The sequence below is a fragment of the Wolbachia endosymbiont (group A) of Crataerina pallida genome (assembly GCF_964028475.1).
In the GTDB taxonomy this organism is placed as follows: Bacteria; Pseudomonadota; Alphaproteobacteria; order Rickettsiales; family Anaplasmataceae; genus Wolbachia; species Wolbachia pipientis.
Map to the genome: position 1 here is coordinate 815,961 of NZ_OZ034785.1, position 19,018 is coordinate 834,978.

Below are 19,018 nucleotides of genomic sequence, written 5' to 3' on the forward strand. Positions count from 1 at the left end.
GACTCTTTAAGGAAAGATAATAACGAATATTTAGGTTCTTGACTTCTATGTTAAAAGATATAACAACTAAGTTATGTATTTTAAGTGAGGAAGTTATGAAATATGACAAATTTATGGAAATATTAAAAAAAATAAATGACCTTTCAGATTTGAGCAAGGACAATATAGTTGAAAAAATAAAAGCTAAGTTACAAGAAGAAGATCCAGATTTATGTCAAGAGTGGGAAAAGAGTAAACCTGACAACGATAGTGGATCTGGCATAAATTACATATTTACTATATCTTGTGGTCAAAATTCTAAGAAAGTCAAATTGTTACATCTTGCTTCTTATTGGAACTATGCAAATGTAGCAAAAGCTCTGATTGAAAACGGGGCAGATATTAATGCAGAACATGATAATAAAATTACTCCTTTACATATTGCTGCTCACTATGGCCACAAAGATGTAGTAACCATTCTAACTGGAAAAGGAGCAATTGTTGATGCAAAAAATGGTGATGGATGGACTTCTTTACATTTTGCTGTTGAAAAGAACCACGAAAATGTAGTAAACACTCTAATTGGAAAAGGAGCAAATGTTAATGCAGAAAATGATAAAGGATGGGCTCCTTTACATCTTGCTATTACAAATGGCCACAAAGAGATAGTACAAGTTCTATCAAAAGCAGAAGGAATCAACGTTGATGCAAAAAATAGTGATGGGTGGACTCCTTTACATCTTGCTGCTGAAAATGGCCGCGAAGATATAGTAGAAACTCTAATTGAAAAAGGAGCAGATGTTAATGCGAAAGATCATTATAAATGGACTCCTTTAACATTTGCTTCTCAAAAAGGCCATGAAGTGGTAAAAGGAGCTCTATTAAAGGCACAAGAGAACATCAAAGCTTTGCATTCAGCTGTTAAACATAATAATGAGGAGGAGGTGAAAAACCTATTAAATAAAGGAGTAAACGTTAATGCAAAAGATGATGATGGATGTACTCCTTTACATCTTGCTGCCAGAGAGGGCTGCGAAGATGTAGTAAAAATTCTCATTGCAAAAGGAGCAAATGTTAATGCAAAAGATGATGATGGATGTACTCCTTTACATCTTGCTGCTAAAAATGGCCACGAAGATGTAGTAAAAACTCTAATCGCAAAAGGAGCAGAGGTTAATGCAAACAATGGTGATAGACGTACTCCTTTACATCTTGCTGCTGAAAATGGCAAAATAAAAGTGGTGGAAGTTCTGCTACACACTGAAGCAGACCCTTCATTAAAAGATGTTGATGGAAAAACGCCAAGAGACCTCACTAAAGATCAAGGTATAATTCAGCTTTTAGAGGAAGCGGAAAAAAAGCAAACGTTAAAAAATGAGAATAAAAAAACGCCAAAGGATCTTACTGAAAATAAAGATGTAATGCAGCTTCCAGAGAAAAAGGAAGAAAAACAAATTGGAAAAAATGCAATTATGAAAGAAAAAGAACAGTCTGCAAAAAATGCAATTGTAAAAGGTGTTGTTGTGTGTTTTGTAACTGCAGTGATAGTTGGTGTTGCACTTGCATTTGCTACTGCCCTATCTGTACCAGCAATAATTGGGCTAGCTGCAGGATCTGCGCTCATAGTTGGTGCTGGTCAATATATAATGTCAAAGCCTAAAACTGAAATGAAAGAAGTAAAGGAACTTGTGCCTAGAGAGACAGAAAAAGCACTTACTTGATTTTTGTTATCCTGTTGCTATCAGACTAGCCTGGCACCTTATATTTATTGGGATAACTGTTTTATTATGAATTAAGTCAAAAACTCTGTAATATATTGAAGCTTAAAGATATCTTTAGATATGGAAGTTATTGCAGAAAATAGGAAAGCAAGGTTTGAATATTTCATCTTAGAAGAATTTGAAGCGGGTATGGTCTTATTAAGCAGTGAAGTTAAATCGCTAAGAGAAAGAAAAGTAAATATTTCCGACGCCTACGTTGTTGAAAAGAATAGCGAAGTATGGCTGCACAATATGCATATTGCAGAATATAAAGCTGCGAACCGAAAAAATCATAAACCAAAAAGGGAACGTAAATTACTCTTGCATAAAAAGGAGATAAATAAACTAATTGGTCAAATCAAGACTGCTGGGATAACTGTTGTGCCGCTTTCGGTCTATTTTAACGATAAAGGATTTGCAAAAACTAAAATTGCCATTGTAAAAGGAAAAAAACTCTACGATAAGAGAGCAACCATAAAACAGAGAGAGTGGGATCGTGAAAAAAGTAGATTGTCTAAGAATAATTTATAGCAAAATATGTCTTTAAATCCAGTAATTTTCAGCATCGGTCCTGTTTCTATATATTGGTATTCCTTAGCCTACGTTTTGGGTATAGTGTTTGCATATTGGTATTTACATAAGCTAGATGACCAAAAAATATTTACTAAGAATTTTTACGATTCGTTATTAACAGCCACTATTGTAGGTATTATCCTTGGAGGTAGACTTGGCTACGTATTGATATATGATCCAGTTCTTTATATAAGCAACCCTATTGAGATATTGAAGACCTGGGAAGGAGGGATGTCATTTCATGGTGGTGCTATAGGAGTTTTGCTTGCAGTAATAATTTCGTGTAAAAGACATAATATCCCTACATTTTATGCACTGGACCTAGTTTCTTGCGGAGTTCCCATAGGTTTATTTTTAGGTCGCATAGGCAATTTTATAAACGGAGAGTTATTTGGCAGAGTTACAACTATGCCATGGGGTATGGTATTTCCAGAGAGTGGTGATAATTTGCTGCATCATCCAAGCCAGCTTTATGAGGCACTTTTTGAAGGACTGCTACTTTTTGCAGTTGCAAATTCACTGTTTTTCTTAACTAGAATAAGACTGTATCACGGTGCGTTAACTGGTATTGCAGTTATGTGGTATGGAATAGCACGTTTTTTCGTTGAGTTTTTTCGCGAACCAGACTATCAAATTGGCTATTTGTGGCTTGATTTAACTATGGGGCAGTTGCTTTCTATACCTATGGTTTTGCTAGGAATGCTTGTATATCTAGGCGCATTAAATTTAAAATTTAATACGAAATCTGTCACATAGAGAAAAGGTGAGTTCAATAGAAAAATGTAGCCAGAAGCCCCACATTATGCACAATTGTACGAATTTTCTGCGTTGCAGTAGAATGAATCGGTGGGCTTTGTTGCATCGCTAGCTATGATGGATTAAAGATAAAAAAGGTGGAGAATATCAGTAGCTTATTATTCTGGTATTTATAACAAGAACGGTCAGTGAATACCTAAATTTGAGTAAAAGAAATTTCACTACCACTCACTAATCTGGCTAAAATTCAAGAATTTCAATGCTTTAGCTATTTTCAATAGAATTAAATTTATTAATATAAATAACAAATTACTATTCTTAAATTTGATCAGATTGATTGCAAAAAAACAAGATTTTCAATAAGTTGCTTATAATCCTAATTATAGTTAGCCTTTCATAAGTAGCGATGCAACAAAGCCATCCCAGTGTCAGCTACTTTCATGACACCATTTGCTGTGCAGTTTACCTTCAAAAATGAATGTTCGTACAGCTATGGAATGAATCGCGGTATGACGTAGCTTCGCTATAGGCAATGAAGGAAATATTAACTATACTTCTTTTTACCATTGTTTATATTTCCTATTCACATATATTAATATTTTACTCACTTAAAGTAAGCTAACTACCGTTATTAATATTTTTGTAATAAAAATTGTATATGGTGCATGTAATCAAATTAAGAGGAAGATTGTGGAAATTACGCCATCAATAAAAAAAGAATTGAAGCAAAGTACTCTATATGTTTGCCTAGAAAAATGCAAAAGTGCATTTTGGTTTATCTTTTGGTTTAGTGCGGGAATCAATTTATTAATGTTATTCCTACCACTTTATACCTCTCAAGTGCTTGATCGGGTGATATCGAGCGAAAGTGTATCAACACTAACTATGCTGACAATTATCACTTTATCTGCATTTGCATGTTCTGCAATGCTTGAAACTTGTCGATATTTAGCCATGGCAAAAATAGGTGATTGGATCGATAAAACTGCAACACCAGATCTGATAGTAAGGTCAATCAGGCTAACGTCAGTGCAGAGCTCAACTTCAAGTGGTGAAGCAATACGAGATCTCGGAGTGATAAAAAATTTCATTACAGGAAATGGTATATTCTCACTGTTTGATACTCCATGGTCGTTAATTTACCTTGTTGTGATTTTCATGATACATACCTCCACGGGGTTTATAGCTATTACTGGAATTATTATATTAGTCTCTATGGCAATATGGAATGAACTTGCCACTAAACGAATATTACAAGAAACCAACGAAGAAACTATACGGAATATCAATGCTATAGATGTTGCAACAAGAAATGCAGAAGTGGTTGAAGCTATGGGCATGTCAGAATTCATAGTCTCTGATTGGTGTAAACGAAATGATCAGAACCGAGCAATGCAAATTAAAGCACAAAATCGCTCTAATGTAATTACTGGAATCACTAAATTTTTGCGCTCAACTCTGCAAATATCAGTGATTGGAACAGGTGCATTACTTGCAATCACAGCTCATAAGACTGCCGGTAGCATCATCGCTGCTTCAATTTTAATGGGTAGAGTATTAGCACCATTTGATGCTGCGGTTCATACTTGGAAGTTTTTAAATCAGGCTAGAATGTCATATGGAAGGCTACAAAGACTTATATTAACATCGCCAAAAAGAGAGCAAACGATGGCTCTACCAGAACCTGAAGGAAAATTGGAATTTGATAGAGTATTTTTTACTCCTTATGGAAGCAATAAGCCGACAGTAAAAGGAATATCATTCATTATAGATCCTGGAGATGTAGTTGGTGTTATTGGTGCAAGTGCTTCTGGTAAATCCACTATCGCAAAATTAACTGTTGGTGTATGGAAGCCAATATCTGGTGTAGTCAGACTAGATGGCGCTGATGTATATACTTGGAATCGAGAAAATTTTGGTAATTATGTTGGCTACTTACCTCAGGATATTGAGTTATTTAACACTAGTGTCAAAGCTAATATTGCTCGCATGAGGCCAGATCCAAATCCTGAAGAAATAATCAAAGCAGCAAAAATTGCAGGAATACATGAACTAATACTAAGCTTACCAAATGGATATGATACAACAATAGGAGGTCCTGGAGGAGTAACGCTCTCTGGCGGCCAAAAACAGCTTCTTGGACTTGCCAGAGCTTTTTATGGTCACACAAAACTTTTAGTACTTGATGAACCAAACGCTAACTTAGATAGCAATGGAGAGGCATGCTTAATTAATGCAATTGGCATTGCAAGAAAACAAAATACTACTACTGTTATCATCACTCACAAGCTACCGTTATTGTCCGTAGTTGATAAGGTGATCCTCATGTCAGATGGTGTCATTTACGCTATGGGACCAAAAGATGAGATTTTGAGCAAATTAGTTGCTCCATCATCAAGTACCACAGAAGATGAGCGCTCTTCAGCAAATGGTTAGTTTACTTACAATAAATTCTGTATCTGAAATAACAACTGTTCCAGAAAAATATATATTTCTTTACCATTAGAAATAATATTACAAGAATAGTAAATAGATTAACAACTCTTATTAATTAAAGTCAATCGGCAGATATAGCTAAAGTGGCTTAGGTTTACCTACAATTTGAAAAACAACAAATTCGTCTTAATGAATTTTCTTAATTTGTTATCTAAATAACTTAATATTAGTGGTAATTTTATAAAAAAATTATAATATAAATAATGTTGCTGCGAAAATTTATAACAATATTTCCCTCTAACGTTTAATGAATTTCAATAAATTGCCTTTTTAATTCTAGATAAGTATATGCTTTGTTAATATGTTTAGTTCAAAATCCAAAAGTAAGTTTATGCTTTCTATTGGAGAAGAAGGCATAATGTTACTATATTTTAAAAATAATACTTTAAATAAAAGGTATTTTGTTAAGGGCAAAAACGATAAAGCAGTTTCCGATTTAATTTCATGTCTTTCGTCAGATAAAAAAGCACCTTTATACCTGGTGCTTAATCATGCAGATCAAAATTACTCGCTACAGTTTATTACAAGGGCAAACAAGATTAGTGCCTATCTATCAGCAAAAACAAAGATGGAGCATTTTTCTTGTAATAATGACATAAGTTCAGTTTTTTTGGTTGAGAAGCCAAACAAATTCAATCAAAACTGGTGCTATCTTCTTGTTTCATCAAAAGCAAAGCATTTAGTAGAATATTGGTTGAATGTGTTTATTGAGATAGGCTCCAACTTTAAGGGAATATTAATGTTTCCTATAGAAATAAGTAATATAACAAAAAAGATTCTACATAAAGATCCTAATAATTGGAAAATTATAGTTGCTGCAACTAAAACGGGAGGCTATAGACAAGTGGTTCTTAAAGAGAATAAAATGGTATTTACGCGCTTAACATCATTTACTAATGATAATTTACCAGGAATTATCGCTGGTGGAATATATCAGGAAGTGCAAGATACTATTCGATCCTTAACTAAGTTTGGGTTTGAAAAAAATAACCCTATCGACCTTTGTATCATAGTGTCAGAAGATATCAAAGCTAGTTTATCAGTCATAAATTTTTCAGAGAACAGTGTGAACATATTAACTCCATATGAGTTAGGCAAACTATTAGGAGCAGAACTAGCTATAAGTGAAAAAGATAACTTTTGCGATACCATAATTTTGTTTCATAGCTTTAAGAATAAATTAGCAGCTATTTTTAATACAAAGGAAACTAAAGAATTTTATCTATTCAATTACCTTTATTTAAACTCTCCTCGAATTTTTCTATACTTCGCCCTGGTTTTAGTTATAACAAACACCCTTTGTTTGCTAAATTTGTATTCAAATTTCAATGTCGCTGATAATTTATCAGCAAAGCAGAACACCTTAAATAACCAATTAACAAAACTTAGCCAAAGCTATAATGTAAAAAAAATAGATGAAATTTATGATTTTATTAATATCAATAATATTTTATCAAAAATAGAATACTCTCCTCTTACACAAGTTAAGTATGTAGAAAAGTTAAAAATACCAGGTATAGAGCTTCGATCATTTGAATGGAATTATAATGAGGCAAAAAGTTATATTACCACAACTTTAAAGTTTAATTTTCAATCCGGTAAAAATATTTCTCATCAATACGAGAAACTACGAAAAAATTTAAACGATAATTTTCGTACCTATGACATTAATATTTCTGCTGCTAAAGAGCAAAATCTATCTATTGATGTTGAAATAGGAGAGGCAATGTAGATTAATGACTATCTCTCAATTAAAAAGAAAAGCTACAATTCAGTTTATATCGTATTTGTTATTATCTGTTGGATTAATAGGGTTATTAACATATGTTGTTATCTATAACGAAAAGATTTATAATAAAAACCAAATTGCGATTGATAAAATACGTTCTATTAATTTACAGATTACTGGAATTCAAAAAAAGGAAGTTGTTCTAAATAAAAACCTAGATTTATGGAAAAAAATTTCTTCTTCAAATTTACATAGTAGCAGATACATTGCAAATTTAAATTTCGAGCTTAGCAAGTTATATAAAAAGCACTATATATTAGAACCTGAAATATCAATTTCTATACCCGAAGAAGTTGAGCTCCACAACAAAAGTGAACGCACAAAAGTAATAAAAAGTGAAGTGGTCCTAAATTTAAGCTCAATCAGCGATAAGCATATTTTTTTATTTCTACAGTCTATTCCAAATCTGCCCGGTTATGTTATGATCAAATCTCTTATTTTAAATAAGCAGAGAAATATTGATGCTGCAACTATGAATCAGATTTTGAATGGTAATATGATAGAGATAGTGAGAGCTAATATAGTCTTTGATTGGTATACTATATTAAGTAGATAAGGTGATGAACATAAAGCTGTTTTTTATTTTTACGCTACTCATTTCCAATGTTAATGCATATTGCAGTTGTGAAGATATCATAGAAAGCATAGAAATTTGTAAGGAGTATTCTTGCCGACAATATATTGGCAATGAAGATTTTATTGAGCATAAAATATTAGGATTAAATAGTGGAAATTTATGCGTATATATAGAAAAACAAGGTAATGATGAAATGGTTTGTCATCATTCTCAGTATGGAATGATGATAGAAAAAAGATATTTTGAAAGTATTCTTAAAGTTGGCAATCAAGAAATCGACGATTTTATTGATATAGCAAATTTGCGTGCAAAAGAGTGTTTCTTTATCAACAATCAAAAACTAAGCTATACAGATCGGGACGATATAATAAGAGAAGCAGTGGAAAGTGACTTTGACGTTTTGTCACAATATAGTAACGTAAAAAGCATTTTTTTTGATGAAGAGCCAGTTAATAGAATGGTCAATGAAATGGAAAAGTTCAATTTACAATCTTCAAGAGCTGCAAAAGAGGAGGTATCAGATAATTTCAACGGTAAGGTAGTGAGTTTAGACTCAATTTTATATCTTTCTCCCGATACATGGAAAATATGGGTAAATGGAAAACTGTTTATAAATACTAAGGATTTAAAAGTGCACTCAGTCACTGAAAATTATGTAACTTTTGTATGGACCGTAGATCAAAAAGCAATAAAAAAGCATGCGAATGATTCTCAAAATGTATATTTTGGATATGGGAGTATTATGTTTACGCTTTATCCAAAACAAAAATTTGACTTGGATGGCTTATCTATTAAATAACTTAAATATATATGCGCTTGTAGCTCAGTTGGATAGAGCGTTGCCCTCCGGAGGCAAAGGCCGTGGGTTCGAATCCCTCCAAGCGCACTTTTAATTAAATTTGACAATAGTATTTTCACATAAGATAATAAAAGGATTTATTTAGAGCATAATTATGTCTGGTGGTACCATAAACAAAGTCATACTAGTTGGTAATTTAGGAAAAGATCCTGAAATTAGGACTACACAAAATGGAAAAGAAATGGCAAGTTTTTCAATAGCCACGTCTGAAAGTTGGACTGACAAACTTTCCGGTATGCGCTCTGAAAAGACAGAGTGGCATAATATCGTAATTTTTAGTGAAGGATTAGTAAAAATCGTCAAAGATTTTGCACGTAAAGGCAGTAAAGTTTATGTTGAAGGTTCTTTGAGAACTAGAAAATGGACTGACCAAAACGGTGGTGAAAGATACACAACAGAGGTGGTTCTATATAATTTTAATAGCGCTCTTACTCTCTTGGATTCACGAAATAGTGCGCCAAATTCTGATTACAAGCCAAGTGAATACAAACAAGGTGAAACAGAACAAAAAGATAAACACGAAAGTTTTGACAACGATATAAAAGATGAACTACTCGACGATGAAATACCATTTTAACAATTTAAATTGAAATCTACATTTTTATGGACTGCTTGTGTTACTCCTTTTAATTGCAATGGAGATAGTATAGATTATAGCAGTTTGCAGCGTTTACTGACAATGCAAGTTAAAGCTGAAAATGGCGTAGTGTTGCTGGGTAGCACAGGTGAAGGCCTATCGCTTACTGATTCTGAAAAACGCGAGTTAGTTGAATTTGTATGTGAGCTAAAATTAAATACAAAAATTATAATTGGCGTACCAGGAGTGAATCTATATCAGACTCTTGAATGGCTTGATTTTTGCAAGGGTATGCCTATTCATGGCTATCTAATGACAACTCCCATTTATGCAAAGCCCGGAATTATGGGGCAGACTTTATGGTTTGAAAAGCTGCTTGAGAAAGCACATGTGCCGGTTATGTTTTACAATATTCCATCAAGAGCAGGAATAAATCTTCACGCTGAAACTGTACGCAACTTATCCAGCCACGAAAAATTTTGGGCTATCAAAGATTCAAGTGGCACTGTTGATACTTTAGCTCAGTATAAGAAAGTTGCACCAAATATTGAGGTCTTTTGTGGAGATGATAATATGATATCCGATATGGCCGCTTATGGTGCGGCTGGCCTGGTTTCCGTTGCTGCCAATGTTTGGCCGCGCGTAGCACATGAATACGTTAAGCAGTGTCTGAACGACGAACTTTCTTCACTGTCATTCCAGCGCGTGACGCTGGAATCCAGAAGGAAACCTGTTCAAATGACAGAAAATGACATGAAAAGTTCAACAGATATCTGGCAACAAGCCTGCAAAGCCCTATTTATTGCCAGCAACCCAATACCCACTAAAGCACTTTTGCATGATATTGGGCTCATAGAACATCAAACTGTCCGCCTACCGCTCAGCACAGAAGACTTGCCTTCTGTTGAAAAATTGAGGCAAGTCAATAAAATGATTCTTGGATGGAAAGAATTGGCTACTCTCTAAATAGTCTTGCAACTTTGATTTAATATACAATCCAAGTTTCATTTGAACACTCCCAAACTTATCACTTTATGCCACTGGTCTTCATCTAAAATTTCTACACCTAATTCCACTGCCTTTTTATATTTGGATCCTGGTTTTTCTCCTGCAATTAGGTAGTCAGTTTTAGCAGAAAGATGTGAGCTGACCTTTGCTCCTAGAGTTTTGGCTCTTACTTTTGCCTCTCCTCTACTCATAGCAAGTAGCTTACCAGTAAACACTATAATTTTATTATTTAAAACAGAGTTACTAGAGTTGGAGCTCACAGGAAGAATTTGAAGACAAGCAGTAAGATCATTTAACATTTTGATGTTATGTTCCTTAGAAAAAAATGATTCCAAAGATTCAGCTACTTTTTTTCCTATGCCGTCTATACCTACTAGCTCAGTATTATCTGATGACAGTTCAATCATCGAATTATACCAATTATAATAAGAAACATAATAATCTGCAAGCAATTCTGCTGCAACTTGGCCAATAAATCTAATACCTAAAGAAAATATAAACCTATCTAGAGTTATTACCCTTCTGCTTTGTATAGCATTTAATAAATGAGCTATTGATTTCTTGCCCCAACCAGACTGTTCTTCCAGATTAAATTCATCCAATCTTTCTTCTAAAGTAAAAATATCGGGAATTTGTTTTATCAGACCAAGGTCGTAAAAAAACTCTATCTGCTTATCACCAAGGCCAACAATGTCAAATGCATCTTTCGATACAAAATGCTTTAGTTTTTCTATTATTTGAGCTTTACAGGCAAATTCCTCAGGACATCTTACTGCAGCCTCTCCCTCAACCTGACGTACTTTACTACCACATTCAGGGCATACTTCAGGAAACACAAATTCAGGTGTATTTGGAAGACGAGAATCTCTGCTTACTTCAACGATCTGGGGAATTACATCCCCTGCCCTTTTGATTGTTACAATATCTCCCTCTCTTATGTCTTTACGTTTTATCTCATCTTGGTTATGCAGACTTGCTCTACTAACTAGCACCCCACCAACATTGACTGGCACTAAATCTGCAACTGGAGTTAAAACCCCTGTTCTGCCCACCTGTATAAATATCTTGTTTAACTTTGTTTTTGCATAAACCGCAGAAAACTTGTATGCAAGTGCTGAGCGCGGTGCTTTGTGAGTATTCCCTAGACGATTTTGTAGTACCAAATCATTTACTTTATAGACTATTCCATCAATATCATAATCCAAGTTATAGCGACAATTATAGACCCCGTTATAGAACTTCAGCATTCCATCCAAACTACTCGTTAAGGACTGATGCTCATTTACGCAAAAACCAAGTGCCTCAAGCTTATTTAGTATTTCACTTTGACTTTTCTCTGCTCTACCAATCAAAGAATAAGCAAAATATCTAAGAGGTCTGCTTGCTGTAATGTTTGCATCCAATTGCTTTAGAGAACCAGCGGCTGCATTTCGAGGATTGGCAAATTCATCGTTTTCATTTAACTTTAAAAAGTCGCTGTTACTGATGTATATTTCACCTCTTACTTCTAGTCTTCCTTGCACACCTTGCAAAAACTTAGGAAAGCCTTTTATTGTTGCAACATTGTGAGTGACATCTTCTCCTACAAAACCGTCGCCTCGAGTTGCAGCTTTAACAAATCTTCCATCCTCATAAATTGCAGAAAACGACAACCCATCAATTTTTGGCTCACATAATATCTCTATTTTGTCTTCAATTAAAAACCTCTTTATTTTAGACAAAAATTTCTCTACACCTTGTTCATCATAAGCATTCTCAAGGGAAAGCATAGGTTCTTGATGTTCCACCTTAGAAAACCTCTCATCAGGTGGAGCACCAACACTATCTTGTGTTGCATAAATTTCTGGCTCTATTTCAGCTAACTTTTTCTTCAGTTCATCATATTCAGCATCACTTATTTCTGGCTTATTTTTTTGGTGATACAAAACATTATGATAATTTATTTGATCTTGCAGTTTTTCTCTCATCTTTTCTAAGTTAGTCATGATACCAATATAATGCTACATTAGCCTTTGTCGTCAAGCTGTGAATTTTCTTGAATTTATCATATGGTCTTAATCCATCAAATATCAAAGGTGCCACAATGCTATAGCCATACTTATTCTTCTCTTGCTCAATTGTATTAGCAGATCTCGCTTGCTCTAGCCATATATTTATATAAAATTAAAATAAATTAGAGTAAACAATATTGCTATTTAAATGCTAACAAGATTCGCTCCAAGCCCAACTGGCTACCTCCACGTAGGAAACGTACGAACTGCCTTGGTTTGTTGGATGTACACACGCAATCAAAATGGAAAATTTTTACTCCGTTTTGATGATACTGACCTTCAGCGTTCAGATGTCAAATATATAAATAATATCATAGAAGACCTAAAATGGATTGGTATCGATTGGGATGCAAGTTTCAAGCAATCAGAGCGCTTTGAGCGCTATAACGAGGTGTTTTTGCAGTTAATAAAAGAAGGGCATATTTATGCATGCTATGAAACAAGAGAAGAGTTAGACATTAAACGAAAATTGCAGTTAAAACAAGGATTTCCCCCGGTATATGACAGAAGCGCGTTACTTCTAACTGAGCAAGAGAAAATTCATTATGAGCAAGAAGGAAGAAGACCACATTTTAGATTTAAGTTGGATAGAAATGAAGTTGTTAAATGGAATGATGAAGTTAAAGGTGAAATAAATATTGCAACCAGTAGCATAAGCGACCCTGTGGTAAAAAGAGAAGATGGAATTTACACATACATGTTACCTTCTGTTATTGATGATGTTGACTTTAATGTAACTCATATTGTACGCGGGGAAGATCATGTAACTAATACAGCAGTGCAAATCCAAATGATTAAAGCATTAAAAGCGAAAATCCCTACATTTGCTCACCTTTCTCTGCTACATTTTGATGATAGCAAGATATCCAAGCGAGCCGGCGTGCTAGATATCAAATCTATAAAAGAAGATGAAATTGAACCGATGGCACTAGTTAGTTATTTAGTGAAGCTTGGAACATCCAATCCAATTGAAGCTTGCGCCTGTATGCAATCTTTGATTGATTCATTTGACATTAAAAAATTTAGCTCAGCATGTACGCAATTTAGCTTGAGTGAAGCATACAAGCTAAATAGCAAAGTGCTGCAACAAATGCCATTTGAAATTATACAAGAACGTTTAAATCAAATTGGAGTGGACTCCTCAGAGTTTTGGTATTTTATAAAGAACAATATAGAAAGGTTTTCTGAGGTGGCCAAGTGGTGGAAAATATGCAAATCCGATATAGAGCCTGTGATTCTTGATAAGGAGCTTATAAAAATCGCGCTCAATACATTGCCTCAAGACGATTATAATGAAAACACATTATCAGAGTGGGTCACAACTATTCGGCACACAGTAGATATAAAGGCAAAAGACCTATTTATGCAGTTGCGCTTAGCTTTAACAGGAACAGAAACAGGACCAGAGCTCGCTAAATTATTAATTTTTATCGGCAAAGAAAATATCATTGCAAGGTTAAAAGAAAAGTGAAAACTAAAGAATTATAGCTAATGCAATCCCTACGTCATACCGCGATTCATTCGCGGTATCTCAGCCGCTAACAAGAGATCCCGCTAACAAGCAGCGGGATGACGGTTGTCGTTTAGCCATAAACATTAAGAAATTTACCAAATGAAAAAAAAGGCAAAAGAAGCCCCGTGGTTATTATCCGCTTTAAAATATTGGCGTTTTTTATGTTTTAAACGCTTGACAAGCGAGATTCAGCCGCTTTTAATTGCAACTAACTTACGCTGCAAATGTTTAAGAAATTTACTAAGCAGAAAAAAAGACAAAGAATCCCCGAGTTAGCTAGTCTTTTACTATCTCTGTCGAGTATTGGCATTTTTTGATGTCTTGTAACGCTTTATAAGCGCGTTCAGCTTATTTAGATAAAAATCTAGATGTAGATGAAGTTTTGTAAAGACATACAGTATCTATATACTGCAAAAAATTGAACATAAGACGCCGATACATTAAGTAATCCTTACCTTTTAATCTGCAGATTGGCGAAAGCAAATACAATAGCTTCAGTTTCATGATAAGGGGGCTGGCGAAGCTTGTCAAGGAAGTTTTTTGTATCTTAACCTTAGATTTGAGAAATCTTATAGGCTTTTGTTCTCATGAAAATTATGTTCTCATGAGTAAATTAATGTTATCCTTTTTTGTTGATCTAAAGTTTCTTATGTTCATACACTTACGTGTTCATAGTGTTTATTCGCTGCTTGAAAGCTCGGTTAAAATTGAGGAGCTGATCGGCCTTTGTTTGCGAAATAAAATGCCAGCGGTTGCAATTACTGATTCAGGTAATTTATTTGGTTCACTTGAGTTTGCAGAATATGCGGCAAGTAGGGGAATACAGCTAATAATAGGATGCAATATTATAGTTAAACATTCAGAACAAAATTTACCTATATTATTGCTTGCAAAAAATGAGCAAGGGTACACTAATTTAGTCACTTTGGTAAGTGAGTCTTTTAGAAAGCGCAAGAATAACAGCGATATTCCTTACGTTGATTTTGATGAGCTATTGAATTTAAGTACGGGTCTGATCGCTTTAACCGGTGGATGTTTGGCTCAACTATTGTTGGGGCAAGATAAAGAAACGGTTGAAAAACTGCTTTCAGCATTCAATGGTCATTTATATGTTGAATTGCAGCGTCATGGGCTGAATAAAGAGCTAGAGCTTGAAGAAACTTTAATAGATTTTGCTTATCAGCGCAATATACCACTAGTTGCAACGAACGATGTGTTTTTTCCAAATAGGTCTGACTATGAGGCTTATGATATATTAACGTGTATATCGGAGGGGAGTTATGCCCTGGAGAATAACAGAAAGAAGTTAACTACCGAGCATTACTTCAAGTCTGTGGCAGAAATGGAGGAGCTGTTCAGCGACATTCCCGAAGCAATTCATAACACTTTAGTGATAGCTAAGCGGTGCTCTTACATGCCAAGAAGCAGGCAGCCTATTTTGCCTAAATTTCCTTGTCGAGAAAATAAAACTGAGAATGAAGAACTGAGGGAGCAGGCAGTTGCAGGATTAGAATTCCGTATTGCGAATGAGACAGACATAGACCTTAAACAATACTACGATCGGCTGAATTACGAACTGAGTGTGATAACTTCGATGAACTACGCTGGCTACTTTTTGATAGTTTCTGATTTTATTCGTTGGAGCAAAGCAAATGGCATTCCAGTTGGTCCAGGAAGAGGCTCTGGTGCTGGATCAATTGTTGCTTGGGGCTTGCAGATTACAGACCTTGATCCAATAAAGTTTGGCCTAATATTTGAAAGATTTTTGAATCCTGATCGTGTATCGATGCCTGACTTTGATATCGATTTCTGCCAAGAGAAAAGGGACCTGGTTATTGATTATGTTCAGAAAAAGTACGGTTATGTTGCTCAAATAATCACTTTTGGTAAATTGCAGGCAAGGGCAGTATTGCGTGATGTTGGTAGAGTATTGCAAATGCCTTACTCTCAAGTGGATAAAATATCTAAAATGGTTCCATTTAATCCAGTAAATCCTGTAACTTTATCACAAGCGATAGAGTTTGATCAAAACCTGCAGAAAGAGCGGGATAGTGATGAGGTAATTGCAAAGCTTCTTGATATATCTCTTAAGCTTGAAGGAATATATCGTCACGTTTCAACCCATGCTGCTGGAATTGTAATATGTGATCAAAAGTTGGAAAATTTTGTTCCTGTGTATTATGATCCAAATTCAGCTTTGCCAATCACTCAATACAGCATGAAATATGTGGAGAAAGCTGGGCTAATAAAATTTGATTTTCTTGGACTTGGTACGCTAACGCTAATAGATCATGTGTGTCGTTTAATTAATCGTGATAGACAAAAGATCGATATTTCTTCAGTTCCTTTAGATGACCAAAAAACCTATGAGATGCTCTCAAGCGGTGATTCAATTGGAGTGTTCCAGCTTGAAAGTTCGGGAATGAGAGAAGCTTTAATTAAACTAAAACCGGACTGTATTGAGGATATTATCGCTTTAATTTCCCTTTATCGTCCAGGACCTATGGATAACATTCCAACTTACGTTGCAAGAAAGCATGGACTTGAGAAGCCAGATTATATTCATCCGTTACTTGAGGAAGTATTAAAAGAGACATTTGGGGTAATAATTTACCAAGAACAGGTGATGGAAATAGCGCGTATTCTCTCTGGATATAGTCTCGCAGAAGCAGATTTGCTAAGACGTGCCATGGGTAAGAAAATCAAGGAAGAGATGGATAAACAACGTACACTTTTCGTCCAAGGGGCAACGAAGAATGGCGTTGATTATGACAGGGCAAGTTATATCTTTGACCTTGTTGCAAAATTTGCTGGTTATGGGTTCAATAAATCTCATGCTGCAGCATATGCGGTTATATCTTATCAAACGGCTTACCTTAAAGCTAATTATCCATTAGAATTTTTTACAGCACTAATGAATCTGAATATTGATGATAGAGATAAACTGAATTTATTTTATCATGCAGCAAAGTTTAGTGGCGTTACCGTTCTTCCACCTGATATAAACAAATCTAAAGCTGAATTCTCAATAGAGGATGAACGCATACGTTATGGTATTGCTGCCTTGAGGAATGTTGGTTTTTCTATAGCGGAAGGAATAGTGAACGTACGTTCAAGCGCTTGTAAGGACATATGGGAATTCATTCAAAATTCAGGTCATATAATAAATAAGAGAGCGCTAGAAAGCCTGATTAAATCCGGAGCATTCGATAGCGTACATAAGAACAGAAAGCAGCTATATGAGTCAATGGACACGCTGATTTACTTTGCAAATAAAAACAAACAGGATAGAGAATCAAGTCAAGCTGCTTTGTTTGGTAGTCTTGATGTCCTCAAACCGAAACTTGAGAATGTGGAAGATTTTGATGAGGAGGAAAAATTAGAACATGAGTTATTTTCACTAGGATTTTATTTAACTAATCATCCACTTGAAAAATTTAGAACTCTTCTGGAAAAGTTAAATATTGGGTTTATCGGAGAAAATAGAACAGCAAAAACTGCTGGGGTAATATTAAATGCACGTATGAGAACTTCAGAGCGTGGAAGGTTTGTTATCCTCACACTTTCTGATCCCCATAACGTTTCTGAAATAGCATTCTATAATAATGAAATAATAGAAGAAAAAAGAGATTTATTTTCACCAGGAACATTTGTGATAATTGATCTTGAAGCTTCGGAAAATACAACAAGATTAGCAGGCAAGGATATATCTGAGTTTACAAAAAGAGTCACTTCTACAATAAAAGAATTAGTTCTCACCACTGAGTGCACGGATTCGCAAAAAGCCGCTATGGAATTAAACACAATATTGAAAGATGAAGGCAGAACCAAAATAATGCTAAAACTTCTTCTCGAAAAACATAAAGTGAGCATCTTATTACCAGGTGCATACTCAATTGCTCCTCAAGTAATTTATGAAATATCTAATTTAAGCTGGATTAAAGGCGTAGAAATTAATACAAATAACTTGCTTATATAAAAAAGCTTTATATAATGAAATATTTAATCGGTATTAAAGGAAGATATAGTGAATCTTTATGAATTTACTTTTATAGCACAACAAGGATTGTTACAGCAAGAAGTAGAGGAGATGGTCCAAGAGCTAGCTGTTTCATTGAAAAATATTAAAGCAGATATTATGTTCCAGCAAATCAGGGATATTCTGAAAAAAGGAAATGACAAGCTTACAAAACAAGAGTTAGAAGTGCGTGCTGAGGACATTAAAGAAAGTCTAGTTGCTTACTCTGATTTCTTGGAAGATCTTACAAAAATTTTATGGGTTGAATTAGAAGAAGATCTTTCAAATTTGAAAGAAGTGAAGTCAAAAATCGATAAAGAGTTGAAAGATGACCTAAAAGATTTAGGAATAACGCAAGATTTTACAAAATTTCTAGGAGGCAGTACTAAAAGTGCGTTTATCCATAACGCAGTAAATGCTTTGAAGAGAAATATTTCAGAACATCTAATAAAGATTTTTCAAGATATTTTGAAAGATTTTAGAATAAACGGTCCAACTCAATCGAGCAAAGCGTTGGAAATGCTTTTGAAAAACATTGAAGCATCAGGATTAATCAAGTATGAACATTGGGGTCTTTTGGATTTTGCATATCACAAAAATAAAATGAAGAGCGGTCATTATTGTATAATGTGCATAAGTTCTACTGCAAGCATTCTGGATGAATTTATGCGTAGAATGAAACTTAATGAGAACGTTATTCGCCACTTTCCTGTGCAGGTTGATAAAATTTTTGAAGGTAAATCTCATATGATGAATAAACAAATTGAGGAGCAAAGCGCATAATGATGAAAAGACGAAATAGTTTTAATAATTCTTACGTATCTGTAAATAATAGGACTGGCTTTAGGCGTTCTAAAGTTTGCCCTCTTGCTGCGTCTAAAGATGAAGACATAGATTATAAGAATATAGATTTATTATCCAAGTTTACCTCTGACTATGGTAGGATATTACCTAGAAGATTAACAGGCGTATGTGCAAAAAAACAAAGGAAGTTACGCTTAGCGATCATAAGGGCACGTTTTTTAGCTCTTATTCCTTACTGTACTAAAAAAGTTTAGGTAA

The 19,018-nt window shown here is 34.5% G+C and carries 14 protein-coding genes and 1 tRNA gene; 14 read left to right on the top strand and 1 reads right to left on the bottom strand.

The genetic code is table 11. The features are described from left to right. Positions 1-47 precede the first annotated feature (47 nt). The 10 genes from ABWU55_RS03995 (at position 48) to dapA (ending at position 10,332) form a co-directional block, all read left to right on the top strand. On the top strand, positions 48-1,700 hold the full coding sequence (locus ABWU55_RS03995) for an ankyrin repeat domain-containing protein (RefSeq protein ID WP_353286154.1): 1,653 nt from the start codon (positions 48-50) through the stop codon (positions 1,698-1,700). A gap of 120 nt (positions 1,701-1,820) precedes the next feature. After that, positions 1,821-2,270: an SsrA-binding protein SmpB gene (smpB, locus tag ABWU55_RS04000; RefSeq protein WP_007548863.1), complete on the top strand. Its 450-nt coding sequence runs from the start codon at positions 1,821-1,823 to the stop codon at positions 2,268-2,270. A 6-nt stretch (positions 2,271-2,276) separates the two neighbouring features. After that, positions 2,277-3,068 (top strand): prolipoprotein diacylglyceryl transferase, encoded by a 792-nt coding sequence (lgt, locus tag ABWU55_RS04005; RefSeq protein ID WP_010962823.1) that lies wholly within the window; start codon positions 2,277-2,279, stop codon positions 3,066-3,068. A 690-nt stretch (positions 3,069-3,758) separates the two neighbouring features. Next, on the top strand, positions 3,759-5,504 hold the full coding sequence (locus tag ABWU55_RS04010) for a type I secretion system permease/ATPase (RefSeq protein ID WP_015589192.1): 1,746 nt from the start codon (positions 3,759-3,761) through the stop codon (positions 5,502-5,504). Positions 5,505-5,865: 361 nt separating this feature from the next. Continuing rightward, positions 5,866-7,296: a hypothetical protein gene (locus ABWU55_RS04015; RefSeq protein WP_353286155.1), complete on the top strand. Its 1,431-nt coding sequence runs from the start codon at positions 5,866-5,868 to the stop codon at positions 7,294-7,296. 4 nt (positions 7,297-7,300) lie between these two features. Then, a complete protein-coding gene (locus ABWU55_RS04020; protein WP_015589194.1) occupies positions 7,301-7,909 on the top strand; it encodes a hypothetical protein in 609 nt (202 codons plus the stop codon). A 4-nt stretch (positions 7,910-7,913) separates the two neighbouring features. Then, entirely contained in the window at positions 7,914-8,729 is an 816-nt protein-coding gene (locus ABWU55_RS04025; protein WP_209473389.1) for a hypothetical protein, read from the top strand. A 13-nt stretch (positions 8,730-8,742) separates the two neighbouring features. Next, positions 8,743-8,816, top strand: a tRNA-Arg gene (locus ABWU55_RS04030). A 67-nt stretch (positions 8,817-8,883) separates the two neighbouring features. Beyond that, positions 8,884-9,366 carry a single-stranded DNA-binding protein gene (gene ssb / locus ABWU55_RS04035; RefSeq protein WP_010082448.1) on the top strand — a complete coding sequence of 161 codons (483 nt, stop codon included), beginning with the start codon at positions 8,884-8,886 and terminating at the stop codon, positions 9,364-9,366. Between the two features lie 9 nt (positions 9,367-9,375). Then, entirely contained in the window at positions 9,376-10,332 is a 957-nt protein-coding gene (dapA, locus tag ABWU55_RS04040; RefSeq protein WP_209472642.1) for a 4-hydroxy-tetrahydrodipicolinate synthase, read from the top strand. Between the two features lie 38 nt (positions 10,333-10,370). Here the strand turns inward: dapA and ligA are convergent, their stop codons facing one another. Continuing rightward, a complete protein-coding gene (gene ligA / locus ABWU55_RS04045) occupies positions 10,371-12,359 on the bottom strand; it encodes an NAD-dependent DNA ligase LigA (protein WP_353286156.1) in 1,989 nt (662 codons plus the stop codon). 214 nt (positions 12,360-12,573) lie between these two features. On the opposite strand from ligA, the gene gltX reads away from it, so the two are divergent. The 4 genes from gltX to rpsR all read left to right on the top strand — a co-directional run bounded on the left by gltX (position 12,574) and on the right by rpsR (position 19,014). After that, entirely contained in the window at positions 12,574-13,896 is a 1,323-nt protein-coding gene (gltX, locus tag ABWU55_RS04050; RefSeq protein WP_353286157.1) for a glutamate--tRNA ligase, read from the top strand. A gap of 691 nt (positions 13,897-14,587) precedes the next feature. Next, positions 14,588-17,917 (top strand): DNA polymerase III subunit alpha, encoded by a 3,330-nt coding sequence (dnaE, locus tag ABWU55_RS04055; RefSeq protein WP_353286564.1) that lies wholly within the window; start codon positions 14,588-14,590, stop codon positions 17,915-17,917. 48 nt (positions 17,918-17,965) lie between these two features. Further along, positions 17,966-18,739, top strand: a complete 774-nt coding sequence (locus ABWU55_RS04060; protein WP_010082465.1) for a 30S ribosomal protein S6 — start codon at positions 17,966-17,968, stop codon at positions 18,737-18,739. Next, positions 18,739-19,014: a 30S ribosomal protein S18 gene (gene rpsR / locus ABWU55_RS04065; protein ID WP_007548890.1), complete on the top strand. Its 276-nt coding sequence runs from the start codon at positions 18,739-18,741 to the stop codon at positions 19,012-19,014. The genes ABWU55_RS04060 and rpsR overlap by 1 nt, the downstream gene beginning before the upstream one ends. Positions 19,015-19,018: the final 4 nt, after the last annotated feature.

What these genes read in the sequence shown, in the direction of transcription:
- ABWU55_RS03995 (WP_353286154.1), top strand. Translation starts at nt 48, where the DNA reads ATGTTAAAAGATATAACAACTAAGTTATGTATTTTAAGTGAGGAAGTT.
- smpB (WP_007548863.1), top strand. Translation starts at nt 1,821, where the DNA reads ATGGAAGTTATTGCAGAAAATAGGAAAGCAAGGTTTGAATATTTCATC.
- lgt (WP_010962823.1), top strand. Translation starts at nt 2,277, where the DNA reads ATGTCTTTAAATCCAGTAATTTTCAGCATCGGTCCTGTTTCTATATAT.
- ABWU55_RS04015 (WP_353286155.1), top strand. Translation starts at nt 5,866, where the DNA reads ATGTTTAGTTCAAAATCCAAAAGTAAGTTTATGCTTTCTATTGGAGAA.
- ABWU55_RS04020 (WP_015589194.1), top strand. Translation starts at nt 7,301, where the DNA reads ATGACTATCTCTCAATTAAAAAGAAAAGCTACAATTCAGTTTATATCG.
- ABWU55_RS04025 (WP_209473389.1), top strand. Translation starts at nt 7,914, where the DNA reads ATGAACATAAAGCTGTTTTTTATTTTTACGCTACTCATTTCCAATGTT.
- ssb (WP_010082448.1), top strand. Translation starts at nt 8,884, where the DNA reads ATGTCTGGTGGTACCATAAACAAAGTCATACTAGTTGGTAATTTAGGA.
- ligA (WP_353286156.1), bottom strand. Translation starts at nt 12,359, where the DNA reads ATGACTAACTTAGAAAAGATGAGAGAAAAACTGCAAGATCAAATAAAT.
- gltX (WP_353286157.1), top strand. Translation starts at nt 12,574, where the DNA reads ATGCTAACAAGATTCGCTCCAAGCCCAACTGGCTACCTCCACGTAGGA.
- dnaE (WP_353286564.1), top strand. Translation starts at nt 14,588, where the DNA reads ATGTTCATACACTTACGTGTTCATAGTGTTTATTCGCTGCTTGAAAGC.
- rpsR (WP_007548890.1), top strand. Translation starts at nt 18,739, where the DNA reads ATGATGAAAAGACGAAATAGTTTTAATAATTCTTACGTATCTGTAAAT.